Genomic DNA, 14,829 nt, shown 5'->3' on the forward strand with positions numbered 1-14,829 from the left:
CGTCGGTGCCGCCGCCGTCGTGGTTCCGGTGGTACGACCTCAGCCGGCGACCGGCTCGGTCTCCTGGGCGCCCGGCGCGGCGTCCGGCTTGACGGAGCGGAGCAGCACGCTCGCCACGTCGACGACCTCGACCTGCTCGCCGGCACCCTTGCCGTTGACCCCGTCGTTGAGCATCGTCGAGCAGAACGGGCAGCCGACGGCGACCGTCCTGGCCCCGGTGGCCATGGCCTCCTCGACCCGGTCCACGTTGATCCGCTTGCCGATCTTCTCCTCCATCCACATCCGGGCGCCGCCGGCGCCGCAGCAGAAGGAGCGCTCGCTGTTGCGCGGCATCTCGGTGATCTCACCCTTGATCGCGTCCCCGAGCACCTCACGGGGAGCGGCGAAGACCCGGTTGTGCCGACCCAGGTAGCAGGGGTCGTGGTACGTCACGCCGCCGTCGACCGGCTGCACCGGGGTCAGCTTGCCGGTGGCGACCAGGTGGGCCAGGAGCTGGGTGTGGTGGACGACCTCGAACTCGCCACCGAGTTCGCCGTACTCGTTGCCCAGCGTGTTGAAGCAGTGCGGGCAGGTGGCCACGATCTTGCGCTTGGCCTTCTCCCGGCCCTCGAACGCCTCGTTGAGGGTCTCGACGTTCTGCTGGGCGAGCATCTGGTAGACGAACTCGTTGCCGATCCGGCGGGCCGGGTCGCCCGAGCAGGTCTCGCCCTCGCCGAGGATGGCGAAGGAGACGCCGGCCTCGTTGAGCAGCGTGGCGACCGCCCGGGTGGTCTTCTTGGCCCGGTCCTCGAACGCGCCGGCGCAGCCGACCCAGAACAGGTACTCGAAGTCGTCGACCTCGCCGACCCGCGGCACCTCGAAGTCGAGGCCCTTGGTCCAGTCCTCGCGGGTGTTCTGCGGGGCGCCCCACGGGTTGCCCTTGTTCTCCAGGTTGCGCAGCATGACGCCGGCCTCGGACGGGAAGCTCGACTCGATCAGCACCTGGTAACGACGCATGTCGACGATGTGGTCGACGTGCTCGATGTCGACCGGGCACTGCTCGACGCAGGCGCCGCAGGTGGTGCAGGACCAGAGCACGTCCGGGTCGATGACGCCGCCTTCCTCGGCGGTGCCGATCAGCGGCTTGTCGGCCTCGGCGAGGGCCAGCACGTCCATGTGGGCGAGCTGGGCCTCGGTGGCCTTCTCCTCACCGGTCAGGTCCTTGCCGCCCCCGGCCAGCAGGTACGGCGCCTTGGCGTACGCGTGGTCGCGGAGGCTGAGCACGAGCAGCTTCGGCGACAGCGGCTTGCCGGTGTTCCAGGCGGGGCACTGCGACTGGCAGCGGCCGCACTCGGTGCAGGTGCTGAAGTCCAGCAGGCCCTTCCAGGTGAACTGCTCGACCTGGGCGACGCCGAACTGGTCCTTCTCCGGATCGGCCTCCTCGAAGTCGAGGGGCTTGCCGCCGCTCATCATCGGGCGCAGCGCGCCGAGGCCGGAGCCGGCCGGCTTGGCCGGGTCCCGCTTGAAGAAGATGTTGGGGAACGCCAGGAAGCGGTGCCAGGCGACACCCATGGTCACGTTCAGCGAGATGACGATCAGCCAGGTCATCGAGATGACGATCTTGATGAGCGCGGCGACGCTGACGCCGGCCTCCCAGTCCGGGAGGGCGCTGCCGACCGCGTGGCTGACCGGGGTGGCCCAGAGCGGGTACTCGAAGTGGTCGGTGGCGACCTTGAAGCCCCGGATCAGGAAGCCGAAGATCAGGACGAGCAGGACGACCCACTCAACGAAATAGCCCTGCCACATGGTGGAGCCGGTGAACCGGGACCGGCCGCCCGGGCGGGTGGGCCGGTTGCGCAGCCGGATCGCCATCAGCACCAGGATGCCGACCGCGCCCAGGACCCCGATGATCTCGGTGACCAGGCCGAAGACCACCCAGTGCCCGACCACCGGCAGCCCGCCGGTGGTGCTGACGACCTCGAAGTACGCCTCGAGCACCAGCAGCGACAGCACGACGAACGCGACCATCACGAGCCAGTGCGCGGCACCCACCACGCTCCACTTGAGCATGCGGGTGTGACCGGCGGTCTCCACCAGCATCTTGGTCGCACGGGCGCCCTTGTCGGTGAACCGCTCGGGCGCCGGTTGACCCAGCCGGATGACTGCCACCATCTTCATGACCGCGCGCGCCGCAAGCCACACCGCCACGGCGGTGATGGCGGCCGCGAGGATCGTGGTGACGATCTGGACGCTGCCCATCGAGTTGGCCTCCCGGGGTCTGCTGCCTGTCGAGCGGCTCGGCGACCGGGGACCGGATCAGGACACGCCCGGCGTGACGCCGTTGCCGCACCCTCGACCGGACCGGTCGATGACCTCGCTCCGCTCGGTCATGCAGTGCAGCCTACGCGCAAGGTTACCCAGCAGTAACGTGAGTCTTCTCGCACCAGGCCACGCCGCCCTGCGCACACCATAGGGTGCCCGGCGCCGAAGCGCCGGGCAGGGCTCCGCGAAGGTGGCCTGATCGTGAGGTGCGCTACCGCCGGGGCGGCCCGCTCAGCGCCAGCGGGAGAGCACGATCAGCGAGGCGACCATCGCGCCGAAGCCGACCGCCAGGTTCCAGTAGCCCCAGGAGGCGACCGGGTACTCCTGCTCGGAGAGGTAGTAGACCACCAGCCAGCCGATGCCGGCCACGATCAGCGTGACCGCCGTGACGGGCAGCCACACCGGGCTAGGCTTGCGCGTCGCCGCCGTCGCCGTCGGACGCACGTCCGTCGGCGGGGTGTACACCTTCTTCTTACGGACCTGAGACTTGGGCACGACGCTCTCCAGAGGGGGTGACGACCTCGTCCGGCCTGACAACCGGGCGCGGGGGCGACGGTCCATGGCCAATAATGTTCGACAGCTAGCGTAGTCCGGACGGGCCGTCTGATCCACGAATGGGTCAGACCGGTGCGCGCAGTGACCGAAAAATGGGGAACCGCCCCGGGACGGGCCCGCCGGCCCGCGCCGCGACGGGGCGAACCAGACGAGGCGGAAGGAACGCTCGGTGGAGTACACATCCGGCGCGGCGTCCTGGCAGAAGGCCATGCGACGCGCCGTCGCCGCGCTCCTGCCACGGCGGCCACGGCAGCGGCGACCCGGTTGGTCGATCGGTGTGCCGCTGATCGCCGCCGCGGCCGGGCTGCTCTTCACCACCACCGCCACCACCGCCGGCGGCACCGCCCTGCGGGAGGACCGCCGTCCCGAGCTGACCCAGCTCATCGAGGACCGCCGCGAGCGCGTCGCGGCCAGCGAGCTGCGCGCCGCCCGGCTGCGCGCCGAGGTCGAGAGCCGGACCGCCGCGCTGGCCGACACCGACGGCCCGATCTCCGAGCAACGGGACCGGGCCCAGGCCAGCGAGCTGTCCGCGGGCTTCACCGCCCTCACCGGCCCCGGGGTGACCGTCGAGCTGGACGACGCGGCCCGACGTAGCGACGGGACACTGCCCAAAGGTGCCACCAACGACGACCTGGTCGTTCACCAGGGGGACGTCCAGGCGGTCGTGAACGCGCTCTGGGCCGGTGGCGCGGAGGCCATGTCAATCATGAACGTCCGTGTGCTCACCACCAGCGCGGTACGCTGCGTGGGTAACACCCTGCTGCTGCACGGCCGGGTGTACTCCCCACCGTTCAAGATCGTAGCAATCGGCGATCCGGCTGCCCTTCAGCAGGCCCTCGCCGATTCTGAGGGAGTCCGGTTGTTCAGGCAGGCGGTCGAGCACTACCAGCTCGGGTACTCCGAGCAGGTCTCCACCGTCAGCGTGCCCGCCTTCGAGGACTCGACCGCGCTGCAGTCGGCGACGGTACCGCGATGACGTCCGACGGACGGGACCCGCGCCACCGCGACCGGAGCGACGACCCGACCGCCTTCATCCCCAAGGTCGACCGCTCCGCGCCACAGGCACCGGCACGACCCGTTCCGTGGCCCGACCCGGTCCTGCCGCCGCGCTCGTCGACCAACCGGCCCCCGGCGCACACCGGGCCGCCCGCCGGCCCCGCCAACCGGCCGGTGACCCGACCGGTCGAGCCCGCCCGTCCCGGGCCACCCCCGCCCGTCGACGACCCACCGCCGGCCCGCCCGCCGATCGACGCCCCGACGCTCCCGGCTGCCGGTCCCGCCCGGTCGGCCCCGCCCGCCTGGCCCGGCAGCAGCGACGCCCAGCGGGTCGGCCCGCCGCCGGCCGCGCCGCCCGTCGCCCACCGACCGCCGCCCGCCGAACCGCAGCGGCCCGCCGGAACGCCCTCCGGTCCGGCCCGCGCCGCCGCACCCCAGCCACCGGCAGGGGTACGCCCACCGGCTCCCACGGAGGCGCCGACCGCGATCCTCCCCACCGTCGCCCACCGGCCGCCGGAGCGGCCCGTCGGGGCTGCCACCGCACAGCCCTCCGCCGACGGGCGCACCACCCGACAGTCCGCCACCGCCGACGCTGCCACCGGGCAGCCCCCGGCCGACGCCGCCCCCACCGGCGGGCGCACCGCCCGGCAGTCGACGACCGACGGGGGTGCCACCGGGCAGCCCCCGGGCGGCGCCAGCCCCGCCGGGTACCCACCGGTCGACGGCCGGCCCGGTGACGGGTACCCGACCTCGGTCGGGCCGGCGCAGCCCGGCGTACCGTCGGCGGAGATCGGCCCGCGCGGGCCGGGACTGCCCGACCCGACCGCCCGCGTCGGCGGCCCGCAGCGGCCCGCCGACCCGGCCGCCACCGCGATCATCCCGGCGGTCACCGGCCGGCCGGCCCTGGACTCGACGGCCCTGATGGGCGCGGTCCCCCCGGTCTCCGAGCATGTCCGCGCGGCCGACGACACCCCCGCCGCCGAGCCGCCGCAGCCCCGCCGGGGCGAGCGGGTGGTGCAGCTCCGCCCGGAGCAGACCGGCGAGGGCTACAAGAGCGTCTACTCCGAGCTGACCCGACCCTCCCTCGCCTCCCGGCTGCGCACCGGCGTCCGGATCAGCGGCGAACTCCTGATCACCTTCGGCCTGGTGGTGCTCCTCTTCGCCGGGTACGAGATCTGGGGCAAGTCGGCCATCGTCGACGCCCACCAGGGCGACCTGAGCAGCCAGCTCGCCCAGGAGTGGGGGCCGAGCGGCGACCCGACCGTCGCCCCCAGCGCCGGTCCGAGCAGCGGCCCCACCGCCAAGCCGAAGCCACCGGTGCAGGGCAGGCCGATCGCCGGGCTCTACATCCCCAAGCTCGACAAGAACTGGATCGTGGTCGAGGGCGTCAGCCAGAAGGACATCCGGTACGCCCCCGGTCACTACCCGAAGAGCGCGATGCCGGGCCAGGTCGGCAACTTCTCCGTCGCCGGGCACCGCAACCGGGCCACCTTCTGGCGGCTGGACGAGCTGAAGGACGGCGACGAGATCGTGGCCGAGACCAAGGAGACCTGGTACGTCTACAAGGTCGTCAAGAACCACATCGTCCGGCCGGACCAGGTCGAGGTGGTGTCGCCGCAGCCGCTCCCGCTCAAGGCCGGTCAGAAGGGCAGGAAGCTGCTCACCCTGACCACCTGCAACCCGAAGTTCGACAACTACCAGCGGCTGATCGTCCACGCCGAGCTGACCGAGACCCTGCCCAAGTCCCAGGGCCGTCCCAGGGCGCTGGGAGGCTGACGATGTACGCGTGGATCTGGCGCAAGCTGCCGTTCGGCCTGGCCGGCAAGCTCACCGGCTCGGTACTGATCGTCGCCGCCACGGTCGCCCTGCTCTGGTACGTCGTCTTCCCCTGGGCGGAGCCCATGGTCACCCCCTTCGACGACGTACAGGTCACCCAGAACGACCACGTACCCGGTGACGACGGCGGCGCTCCCGGCCCGGCCGGGGACGAGCCGGCCGGCGACGAGCACGACCTGCCGTACGACACCGAACAGAACAACACCCCACCCCCCTCTCCGGACGAGTGAGCCCCATGCGTGTCCTGGTCATCGACAACTACGACTCGTTCGTGTTCAACCTCGTGCAGTACCTCGGCCAGCTCGGCGTCGACTGCGAGGTACGCCGCAACGACGAGATCGACGTCGCCGAGGTCGGCCGGTTCGGCGCGGCGGGCGTCCTGCTCTCGCCCGGCCCGGGCAGCCCGGACCGCGCCGGCATCTGCCTCGACGTGATCCGGCGGTACGCCGGTGAGCTGCCGATCTTCGGCGTCTGCCTCGGTCACCAGGCCATCGGCGAGGCGTTCGGCGCCACCGTGGCCCGCGCCCCCGAACTGCTGCACGGCAAGACCTCCGAGGTGCGCCACCACGACGTCGGGGTGCTGGCCGGCCTGCCCGACCCGTTCACCGCCACCCGCTACCACTCGCTCGCCGTGCTCCCCGAGACGCTGCCGGAGGAGCTGGAGGTCACCGGCTGGACCGCGTCCGGCGTGGTGATGGCGATGCGGCACCGGACGCTGCCGATCGAGGGCGTCCAGTTCCACCCGGAGTCGGTGCTCACCGAGGGCGGCCACCTGATGCTGGCGAACTGGCTGGCCGCCTGCGGCCACACCGAGGCGCTGGACCGTGCCCCGGAGCTGGCCGCCGAGGTGGACGCGCGGCGGCGGGCCGCCTTCGCCGACGCCTGACCCACGTCGCTCGACGAGCAGAGGCCCGGTCCGCCTGGACCGGGCCTCTGCTCGTCAGTGCCGGAGCCGGCTCAGTCCTCGGTGAGGCGGGCCGGGGGCGTGGGGAACGGGAAGCCGCCGCCCTCGCCCGGCGTCGTCGGGGTGGCGGTAGGCGTGCCGGTCGGCGGCACGCTCGGCGATTGGGTGGGCTCCGGGACGCCGACCTCGATGGTGACCGTCCTACCCTTGGCCAGTCTGGTACCGGGGCTGGGGTTTTGGCTGGTCACCTTGCCCACCTCGGAAGCCGGCACCTGGTCGCCGTCACGCACTCGGACGTCGTAGCCGGCCCGCTCGAGCTCCGCCTTGGCCTGGTCCTCGGAGAGGCCGGTCACCCGGGGAACCTCCCGGATGTTGCCCCGGGAGACCTCCACCACCACGAGGGTCCCCTCGGCCACGGTCTCGCCCGACCCCGGAGTCACCTTGGTCACCGTTCCCTCGGGTTGACCGCTGTCGACCGGCTTCTGATCGACCCTGAGGTTCAAATCCTCAAGCTGTTCCTTGACGTTCTCGTACTGTGAATTGACAAGGCCAGACGGGATCTTCACCTCCGGCTTGCCGCCGCAGATGTTGACGATCACCTGGCGGTTCTGTTCGAGGGTGCTGCCCGGGCCCGGGCTCTGCTTGGCGACCGTGCCCTTCTTGCAGTCGCTGTCGAAGACCTGCTCACCCGCCACCGGCTCCAGGCCGACCTTCCGGATCTCCGCGAACGCGGCGGCCTGGTCCCGGCCCGCGAGGTTCGGGACCTGGACCTTCTCCGGGTCGTCGGGCTGCAGCAGCAGCGCCGCCACCAGGGCGATCACCGCGAGCACGCCGAGCGCCGCGAACGCGGCGATCACCCAGGACGAGCTCTTGCGCCGCTGCGGGTCACCGACCCGGGCGGGGATCTGCCGGGTGGCGGGCGCGCCGACCACCTGGGTCGGGTACCCGGCCGCGGCGGCGGCCGGTCCCATCTGCGCCGTCTCGTCCTGCGGCAGCACCGGGGTGGCCAGCACCGGCCGGCCGGCGGCGGCCCGGAGCAGGTCGGCGCGCATCTCGCCGGCGCTCTGGTAGCGGTTCAGCGGGTTCTTGGACAGCGCCTTCAGCACGATCGCGTCGATCGCCGGGGTGGCGTCCGGGTTGATGTCGCTCGGCGTCGGCGGGGCCTCCCGGACGTGCTGGTAGGCGACGCTGACCGGGCTGTCGCCGACGAACGGCGGGTGCCCGCAGAGCAGCTCGAAGAGCACGCAGCCGCCGGCGTACACGTCGGAGCGGGCGTCCACGGCCTCACCGCGCGCCTGCTCCGGGGAGAGGTACTGCGCGGTGCCGATGACCGCGCTGGTCTGGGTCATCGTGGTGGCGCCGCTGGCCAGCGCCCGGGCGATGCCGAAGTCCATCACCTTGACCTGGCCGGTCTGGGTGAGCATCACGTTGCCGGGCTTGATGTCCCGGTGGATGATGCCGTGCCGGTGGCTGAACTCCAGCGCCGCGCACATGTCGGCGCAGATCTCCAGCGCCCGGCGCGGCTGGAGCCGCCCCTCGACGCCGAGGACCTCCTTCAGCGTCCGCCCGTTCACGAACTCCATCACGATGAACGGGAGCGTCTCGCCGGTCGGCGCGGTCTCCTCGCCCGTGTCGTAGACGGCGACGATCGCCGGATGGTTCAGTGACGCGGCGTTCTGCGCCTCGCGGCGGAACCGCATCTGGAAGGTGGCGTCCCGGGCCAGGTCGGCGCGGAGCATCTTGATCGCGACGTCCCGGCCCAGCCGGAGGTCACGTCCGCGGTGCACCTCCGCCATGCCGCCATAGCCGAGCAGCTCGCCGACCTGGTACCTGCCACCGAGCAGGCGGGCCTGGGCTGTCATCGCGTTCGTCGTCCTTCGCTCGTCGTCGTCTCGCCGCCACCAGGTCGGAGCCACACCATCCGACGGTACGACGTCCGGGCCGGATCGTCGCGTCCGTCGGCGCTCAGCGCGCCGGCCGTCACGTTCGGCGGAACGGGCGCGCCGAAGCTGCCCACCCGCGCCATGTAGGAAATCACGCCGGAGCAGACCAGAACCAGTACGGCCAGCAGGATGGCGACCGTCACCATGCCTGACCTGGAACGGCGCACCGGAACGGAGGCCGGGACCGGCTGCCGGGCGTACCCGACGGGGCGGTCGGAGCGGGTGGGGGCCGACGGCACCGCCGCGGCGCCCCGGGGACCCATCGGCGGCCGGGCCTGCGGCGGGGCCGGAACGGGCGGCCGCTGCGCCACCACGGGCGGCTGCGGCTGACGTGCGGTGACCGGCGGGCGGGCCTGACCGGACGCCGCCGGCCGGGCCTGCTGGGGCGGCGGATGCTGCCGGGACGTGGCCGGGACCTGGGCCCGGGCCATCGGGGCGGCCGGCGACGCCGGCGCGGCGGAGACCTGGGCCCGCGCGGCCGGGCCGGCGGGTGAGGCCGGCGCCGCCGACACCGGGCCGGCGTGCCCACCGGCACGCGCCTGGTGGGAGAGGGCGGCCTTCGTCTGCCGGGCGACCGAGGCCAGCGCGGCGGCGCTCGGCCAGCGGTGGTTCGGGTCCTTCGCCAGCGCCCGCTCGACGAGCACCTTCACCTGCGGCGGGATGTCGCCGGGCAGCGGCCGGGGAGTCTCCCGGACGTGCTTCATGGCGATCTCCAGCGGGTTGTCCCCCTCGAACGGGCGGCGGCCGGCGAGGCACTGGTACGCGACCACGCCGAGGGCGTACACGTCGGAGGCGGGCGTGGCGACCGCTCCGCTGGCCTGCTCCGGGGAGATGTACGAGGCGGTGCCGAGCACCGAGCCGGCGGCGGTGAGCTGGCCGACGAGGTCGGAGCGGGCGATGCCGAAGTCGGTCAGCACCAGCGTCCCGTTCGGCCGGACAAGGAGGTTGCCGGGCTTGACGTCGCGGTGCACGATGCCCTTCTCGTGGGCGGCGTGCAGCGCGTCGGCGGCCTGCGCGACGAGCGCCATGGTCCGGGCCGGGGTGAGCCGCCCGACCCGGCTCAGCGTCGACGAGAGGGCGTCGCCCTCGACGTACTCCATCACCAGGAAGGCGATGTGCTGGTCGCTGCCGAAGTCGTAGACGTCGACCACGCCCGGATGGTTGATGGTGGCCATCGTCCGCGCCTCACCACGGAACCGCTCGGCGAAGCCGGGCTCGTCCAGCAGCGCCGGGAGCAGGCTCTTCACCGCCACCGTACGGCCGAGCACCTGGTCGGTGCCGCGCCAGACGTCGCCCATGCCACCGCTGGCGATCCGCTCGTCGAGGCGGTAGCGGTTGCCGAGCTGGACGCCGGGAGAGAGCATCAGCGACTCCCGGAGTCGGCGGCGGCCGCCTGCATGATCCGGCCACCGATCCGGGCCGCCTCGGCGCTGCCGCCGCTGCCCGCCTCCTCCAGCACCACGCAGACGGCGGAGACCGGCTTGTCGTCCTTGTCGAGGGCGAAGCCGATGAACCAGCCGTGGTCGGGGGTGCCCGGGCCGGACTGCGCGGTGCCGGTCTTGCCGCCGACGGTGTAGCCGTTGAACTGGGCGTTACGGCCGGTGCCGTTGCGCACCACGCTGACCATCATGTCCCGTAGGTCGGCGGCGACCCGGTCGTCGACCGGCCGGCGCAGCACACGCGGGTCGGCGTTGTCGTAGCTGGTGGTGCGGTCCGGGCCGAGCAGCTGCTTCACCAGGTACGGCCGCATCTGCTTGCCGCCGTGGGCCACCGCCGCAGCGATCATCGCGCCTTCCAGCGGGGTCATCTTGACGTCCCGCTGGCCGATCGAGGACTGGGCCAGCGCGGCCGGGTCGGTCGCTCCGCCGGGGGCCTCCATCGCGCCGGTCCGGCTGGGCGCCACGGTCAGGCCCCCCTCGCCGAGCCGGCCGACGGTGAGGTCGTCCTGCTCGAAGCCGAACTGGCGGGCCTTCTCCTTCACCGTGTCCGCCCCGAGCTTCACGCCGAGCTGGGCGAAGCCGGTGTTGCACGACTCGGTGACCGCGTTCATCAGGGTGACCTGCGCCTCGGGGCAGATCGACGGGGCGGCGTTACGGATCGGGGTGCCGGAGGTCGGCGGGGTCCAGCTCGCCCCGGCCGGGATCTGGGTCTCCTTGGTGACCCCGTTCTCCAGGGCCGCCGCGGCGATGACGATCTTGAAGGTGGAGCCGGGCGGCAGGACCTCCGACAGCGCCCGGTTCTTCAGCGGGCCGTCCGGGTTGCGCTCCAGCTCGTTGTACGCCGCCGTGGCCTTGTCGGTGTCGTGGCTGGCCAGCGGATTCGGGTCGAAGCTGGGCATCGAGACGAGCGCCTGCACCGCCCCGGTACGCGGGTCGATGGCGATCGCCGCGCCCTTCTTCACCCCGTTGTTGTTGTTGCGCAGCTGGTCGTACGCGGTGTCCTGGGCGCGCTTGGAGATGGTGAGCAGCACGTTGCCGCCGCCCGACTCGTCCCCGGTGAACATGTCCTTGACCCGGTTGGCGAAGAGCACGTCGCTGGTGCCGGCCAGGAAGTCGTCCTCGGCCCGCTCGATGCCGGTCTCGGCGAGGTTGACCGGCTTGTAGCCGAGCATGTGCGCGTACTTCGCCCCGCCGGGGTAGGTACGCAGGTACTTCAGCTTGCCGCCGGTCTCCTTGCTGGTGGCGACGGCGGTGCCACCGGCCTCGATGTTGCCGCGCCGGTTCTCGTACTCGGCCACCTGGACCCGGCCGTTGTAGTCGCTGTTGCGGTATTCGTCGGCCTTGTAGAACTGGATCCAGTTCAGGTTGGCGAAGAGCAGGCCGAACAGGACCATGACGACGACGCCGACGCGGCGCAGGGGTGCGTTCACGGGCGGATCACCTCCGTGGGGGCACCGTGCAGCTGCTCCGGCGGGCCCCCGGCGGGCCTGGCCGCCGGGCCACCGCCCTGGGTGACCGGCCGACGGGCGGCGTCGGAGACCCGGAGCAGCACCGCGACGAGCAGCCAGTTGGCCATCAACGACGAACCGCCGGCGGAGAGGAACGGCGTGGTCTGGCCGGTCAGCGGAATGAGCTTGCTGATCCCGCCGATGATCACGAAGACCTGGAGCCCGAGGGTGAAGGCCAGGCCACCGGCGACCAGCTTGCCGAACGAGTCGCGGACGGCAAGCCCGGCCCGCAGGCCCCGCTCGACGATGAGCAGGTAGACCACGAGCAGTGCGGTCAGGCCGAACAGGCCGATCTCCTCGCCGATGCCGGCGAAGATGAAGTCGTTCTGCACCTCGGGGATCTCCAGCGGCTCACCGGCGCCCGGCCCGGTCCCGAAGAGGCCACCGCTGCCGAGGCCGAGCAGCCCCTGCACCAGCTGGTAACCCCGGTCGTACGGCTCGGCGAACGGGTCCAGCCAGATCTCCGCGCGGGTGTAGAAGTTCAGGAACGGCCCGCCTACCGACCCACCCAGCACGTACGCGAGGTACGCGCCGCCGAAGAAGAGCACCAGACCGATCAGCAGCCAACTGACCCGCTCGGTGGCGATGTAGAGCGTCACCACGAACATGCCGAAGTAGAGCAGCGAGGTGCCCAGGTCCTTCTCGAAGACCAGCACCAGCAGACTGATCAGCCAGACCACGACCACCGGGCCGAGGTCACGGCCGCGCGGGAAGTCGATGCCGAGGATCCGGCGGCTGGCCAGCGAGAGCACCTCACGCTTGCGGACCAGGTAGTAGGCGAAGAAGACCAGCAGGGCCAGCTTGGCGAACTCACCGGGCTGGATGCTGAAGCCGCCGACCCGGATCCAGAGCTTCGCGCCGTTGATCTCGGAGAACCGTCCGGGCAGCACCGCCGGGATCATCACCAGCACGATGCCGGCCAGGCCCAGGGTGTACGCGTACCGGGAGACCGAACGGTGGTCGCGCATCAGGGCGAGCAGCCCGGCGGCGAGCATCACCGAGGCGAGCGTCCAGGCGAGCTGGCGGCCACCGGTGCCGGCGAAGATGGCCAGCGTCTCCCGGTCGGCCGGGGCGGCCTTACCCAGGTCGAGCCGGCGCAGGAAGCCCACCCCGATGCCGTTGAGCAGCGCCACCGCGGGCAGCAGCGCCGGATCGGCGAAGGGCGCCAGCCAGCGGATCACCAGGTGCATGCCGACGAAGACCAGAGTCAGCGCGGCGGCCGGCATCCAGAAGTCCGGGGTGACCGTGTCGAGCATGTTCGCCTCGACGATCGCCCCGTAGGCCGCCACCAGCACCATGGCCAGCAGCAGCAGGGAGAGCTCAGCGTTGCGCCGGGACCGCGCCAGGCGTACGCCGGGCTGCTCGCCCGTCGTGGCGGGCGAGGCTGCCGGTGTGGCGGCTGCGGTCACGGATCGGTCCTCGGACTCTCAGCCGGCGTTCACTCGGGCGACCGGCAGCCCGCCGGGTCCACGACCGGCGGGACCGCGTCGGAGGCCGAGGCGTCGGGCGTGGTGGCGGGCACCGGGGTGGCGGTGGCGAGCGGGGCACGGGTGCCCGTCGGCGTGGCCCCCACCGCCGGGCTGCCGGTGGGCGCGACCGGGGAGGCGGTGACTGCCACGGTCGGGCTCGGCGGGCAGATCGGCTTGAGGTTGGGGTTGGCCGGGTCGTCGCTGGTCAGCTCGGACAGCCGACGCAGCGCGTCCGACTCGCTCTTGGCCTGGATGCCCTGCTTGACCTGCTCCTGCGCGGCGAGGGTGAGGTCGTCGAGCTTGGCCGGGCTGGTCGAGTGGACCTGGGAGAGGTCGAGCCCGGCGACCTGGCCGGGCACCCCGCGGAAGACCGCGAGTTCCCCCTGTTCGGTCGCCCCGACGTAGTACTGCCGTTGGGTGTAGCTCCACCCGGCGAAGAGGCCACCACCGAGGATGATCAGCAGCGCCACCAGCATCGCGATGGTGCGCAGCGGCCGGCGGCGGGACCGCTCCGGCTCGTCGTCCCGGTTGGCGGCCGGGTCGTCCTCGGGGGCCGCCGGGCGCGGGGCCGAGAGCGCCGAGGCCCGGGCCGCCGGGGTGGAGACGTCGGCGGAGGTGGCCATGCCGCGATCGCGTGCGGCGGCGCCGCCGACGATCGGGCTGGCTTCGACGATGTCCTGGTCGGTCGCGTCCGCGATGATCACGGTGATGTTGTCCGGCCCGCCGCCACGCAGCGCGAGCTGCACCAGGCGCTCGACGCACTGCTGCGGGTCGGTGTACTCGCGCATGGTGTCGGCGATGGTGTCCGCGCTGACCACGCCGGAGAGGCCGTCGGAGCAGATCAGGTAGCGGTCGCCGGGGAGCACCTGCCGGACGCTGTACTCCGGGTCGATGTCCCGGCCGTCGAGGGCGCGGGTGAGCAGCGAGCGCTGGGGGTGGCTGCTCGCCTCCTCCGCGCTGATCCGTCCCTCGTCGACGAGCATCTGGACGTAGGTGTCGTCCTTGGTGATCTGCGCGAACTCGCCGTTGCGCAGGAGGTAGGCCCGCGAGTCACCGATGTGGACCATGCCGATCTTGCTGCCCGAGAAGAGGGTGGCGGTGAGCGTGGTGCCCATCCCCTCCAGCTGCGGGTTGGCGTCCACGGTGTCGCGGAGCTGCTGGTTGGCGGTGCCCACGGCGGAGCGCAGCGCGTCGACGAGAGCGTCCCCCGGGACGTCCTCGTCGAGCGGTGCCATGGCACCGATGACGATGTTGCTGGCGACGTCACCGGCGGCCATGCCGCCCATGCCGTCGGCGACGGCGAGGAGCCGCGGCCCGGCGTAGACGGAATCCTGGTTTCCGTCTCGGATCAGACCGCGGTCGCTGTGGGCCGCATAGCGCAGGGTCAAAGTCATGGCCGTAATTCGAGGGAAGTGCGGCCGATACGGATCGGCACGCCGAGGGGGACGGGGGTCGGTCCGGTGACCTTAGCGCGATCCAGGTACGTGCCGTTAGTCGAACCGAGGTCCTCGACGAACCACTGCCCGTCGCGGGGCACGAGCCGGGCGTGCCGCGCGGAGGCGTAGTCGTCGGTGATCACGAGGGTGGAGTCCTCGGCCCGACCGATGGTGATCTGCGCTTCGCCGAGGGTGATCCGGGTGCCGGCGAGCTGGCCGGCGGTGACCACCAGCTGGTGTGCGGCCCTGCCCCGCTTCACCTTCGCCGGCTTCCCCGCCTGCTGGGTCGACGCGCCGACCCCGCGTGGCGCGGCCACCAGCCGGCCTGACCGGGCTCCTGCGAAGAGGTCACGGCGGATCACGCCCACCACCGTGAACACGAAGATCCACAGCAGGATGAGGAACCCGAACCGGGCGACGGTGATCACGAGCTCCGGCAAGG

General features: G+C 72.3%; 12 protein-coding genes. 4 read left to right on the forward strand and 8 right to left on the reverse strand.

The features are described 5' to 3' along the window. Positions 1 to 39 precede the first annotated feature (39 nt). Positions 40 to 2,238, reverse strand: a complete 2,199-nt coding sequence (locus tag GA0070560_RS09590; protein ID WP_091293914.1) for a (Fe-S)-binding protein — start codon at positions 2,236 to 2,238, stop codon at positions 40 to 42. Between the two features lie 294 nt (positions 2,239 to 2,532). Continuing rightward, the gene (locus GA0070560_RS09595) at positions 2,533 to 2,796 is read right to left on the reverse strand and encodes a cell division protein CrgA (RefSeq protein ID WP_088976769.1); all 264 of its coding nucleotides are present in this window, start codon (positions 2,794 to 2,796) and stop codon (positions 2,533 to 2,535) included. A 229-nt stretch (positions 2,797 to 3,025) separates the two neighbouring features. Here GA0070560_RS09595 and GA0070560_RS09600 point away from each other — a divergent pair, with 229 nt between their 5' ends. The 4 genes from GA0070560_RS09600 to GA0070560_RS09615 are packed head-to-tail and all read left to right on the forward strand — an operon-like array spanning position 3,026 to position 6,574. Continuing rightward, positions 3,026 to 3,832: a DUF881 domain-containing protein gene (locus GA0070560_RS09600; RefSeq protein WP_091293916.1), complete on the forward strand. Its 807-nt coding sequence runs from the start codon at positions 3,026 to 3,028 to the stop codon at positions 3,830 to 3,832. Further along, positions 3,829 to 5,628: a class E sortase gene (locus tag GA0070560_RS09605; RefSeq protein WP_139131466.1), complete on the forward strand. Its 1,800-nt coding sequence runs from the start codon at positions 3,829 to 3,831 to the stop codon at positions 5,626 to 5,628. The genes GA0070560_RS09600 and GA0070560_RS09605 overlap by 4 nt, the downstream gene beginning before the upstream one ends. A gap of 2 nt (positions 5,629 to 5,630) precedes the next feature. Continuing rightward, positions 5,631 to 5,918: a hypothetical protein gene (locus tag GA0070560_RS09610; protein ID WP_091293919.1), complete on the forward strand. Its 288-nt coding sequence runs from the start codon at positions 5,631 to 5,633 to the stop codon at positions 5,916 to 5,918. A gap of 5 nt (positions 5,919 to 5,923) precedes the next feature. After that, positions 5,924 to 6,574 carry an aminodeoxychorismate/anthranilate synthase component II gene (locus tag GA0070560_RS09615; protein WP_091293922.1) on the forward strand — a complete coding sequence of 217 codons (651 nt, stop codon included), beginning with the start codon at positions 5,924 to 5,926 and terminating at the stop codon, positions 6,572 to 6,574. A 71-nt stretch (positions 6,575 to 6,645) separates the two neighbouring features. On the opposite strand, the gene pknB is transcribed toward GA0070560_RS09615, so the two are convergent. The 6 genes from pknB to GA0070560_RS09645 are packed head-to-tail and all read right to left on the reverse strand — an operon-like array spanning position 6,646 to position 14,827. Then, the gene (gene pknB, locus GA0070560_RS09620; protein WP_091293925.1) at positions 6,646 to 8,454 is read right to left on the reverse strand and encodes a Stk1 family PASTA domain-containing Ser/Thr kinase; all 1,809 of its coding nucleotides are present in this window, start codon (positions 8,452 to 8,454) and stop codon (positions 6,646 to 6,648) included. After that, positions 8,451 to 9,899, reverse strand: a complete 1,449-nt coding sequence (locus tag GA0070560_RS09625; RefSeq protein ID WP_091293927.1) for a serine/threonine-protein kinase — start codon at positions 9,897 to 9,899, stop codon at positions 8,451 to 8,453. The genes pknB and GA0070560_RS09625 overlap by 4 nt, the downstream gene beginning before the upstream one ends. Continuing rightward, entirely contained in the window at positions 9,899 to 11,404 is a 1,506-nt protein-coding gene (locus GA0070560_RS09630; RefSeq protein ID WP_091293930.1) for a peptidoglycan D,D-transpeptidase FtsI family protein, read from the reverse strand. Before GA0070560_RS09630 ends, GA0070560_RS09625 begins: the two co-directional genes overlap by 1 nt. Continuing rightward, positions 11,401 to 12,891 (reverse strand): FtsW/RodA/SpoVE family cell cycle protein, encoded by a 1,491-nt coding sequence (locus GA0070560_RS09635; protein WP_091293932.1) that lies wholly within the window; start codon positions 12,889 to 12,891, stop codon positions 11,401 to 11,403. Before GA0070560_RS09635 ends, GA0070560_RS09630 begins: the two co-directional genes overlap by 4 nt. A 29-nt stretch (positions 12,892 to 12,920) precedes the next feature. Continuing rightward, a complete protein-coding gene (locus tag GA0070560_RS09640; RefSeq protein WP_091293934.1) occupies positions 12,921 to 14,345 on the reverse strand; it encodes a protein phosphatase 2C domain-containing protein in 1,425 nt (474 codons plus the stop codon). Continuing rightward, entirely contained in the window at positions 14,342 to 14,827 is a 486-nt protein-coding gene (locus GA0070560_RS09645) for an FHA domain-containing protein FhaB/FipA (RefSeq protein WP_091293936.1), read from the reverse strand. The genes GA0070560_RS09640 and GA0070560_RS09645 overlap by 4 nt, the downstream gene beginning before the upstream one ends. Positions 14,828 to 14,829: the final 2 nt, after the last annotated feature.

The organism is Micromonospora halophytica, assembly GCF_900090245.1.
Classification (GTDB): Bacteria; Actinomycetota; Actinomycetes; order Mycobacteriales; family Micromonosporaceae; genus Micromonospora; species Micromonospora halophytica.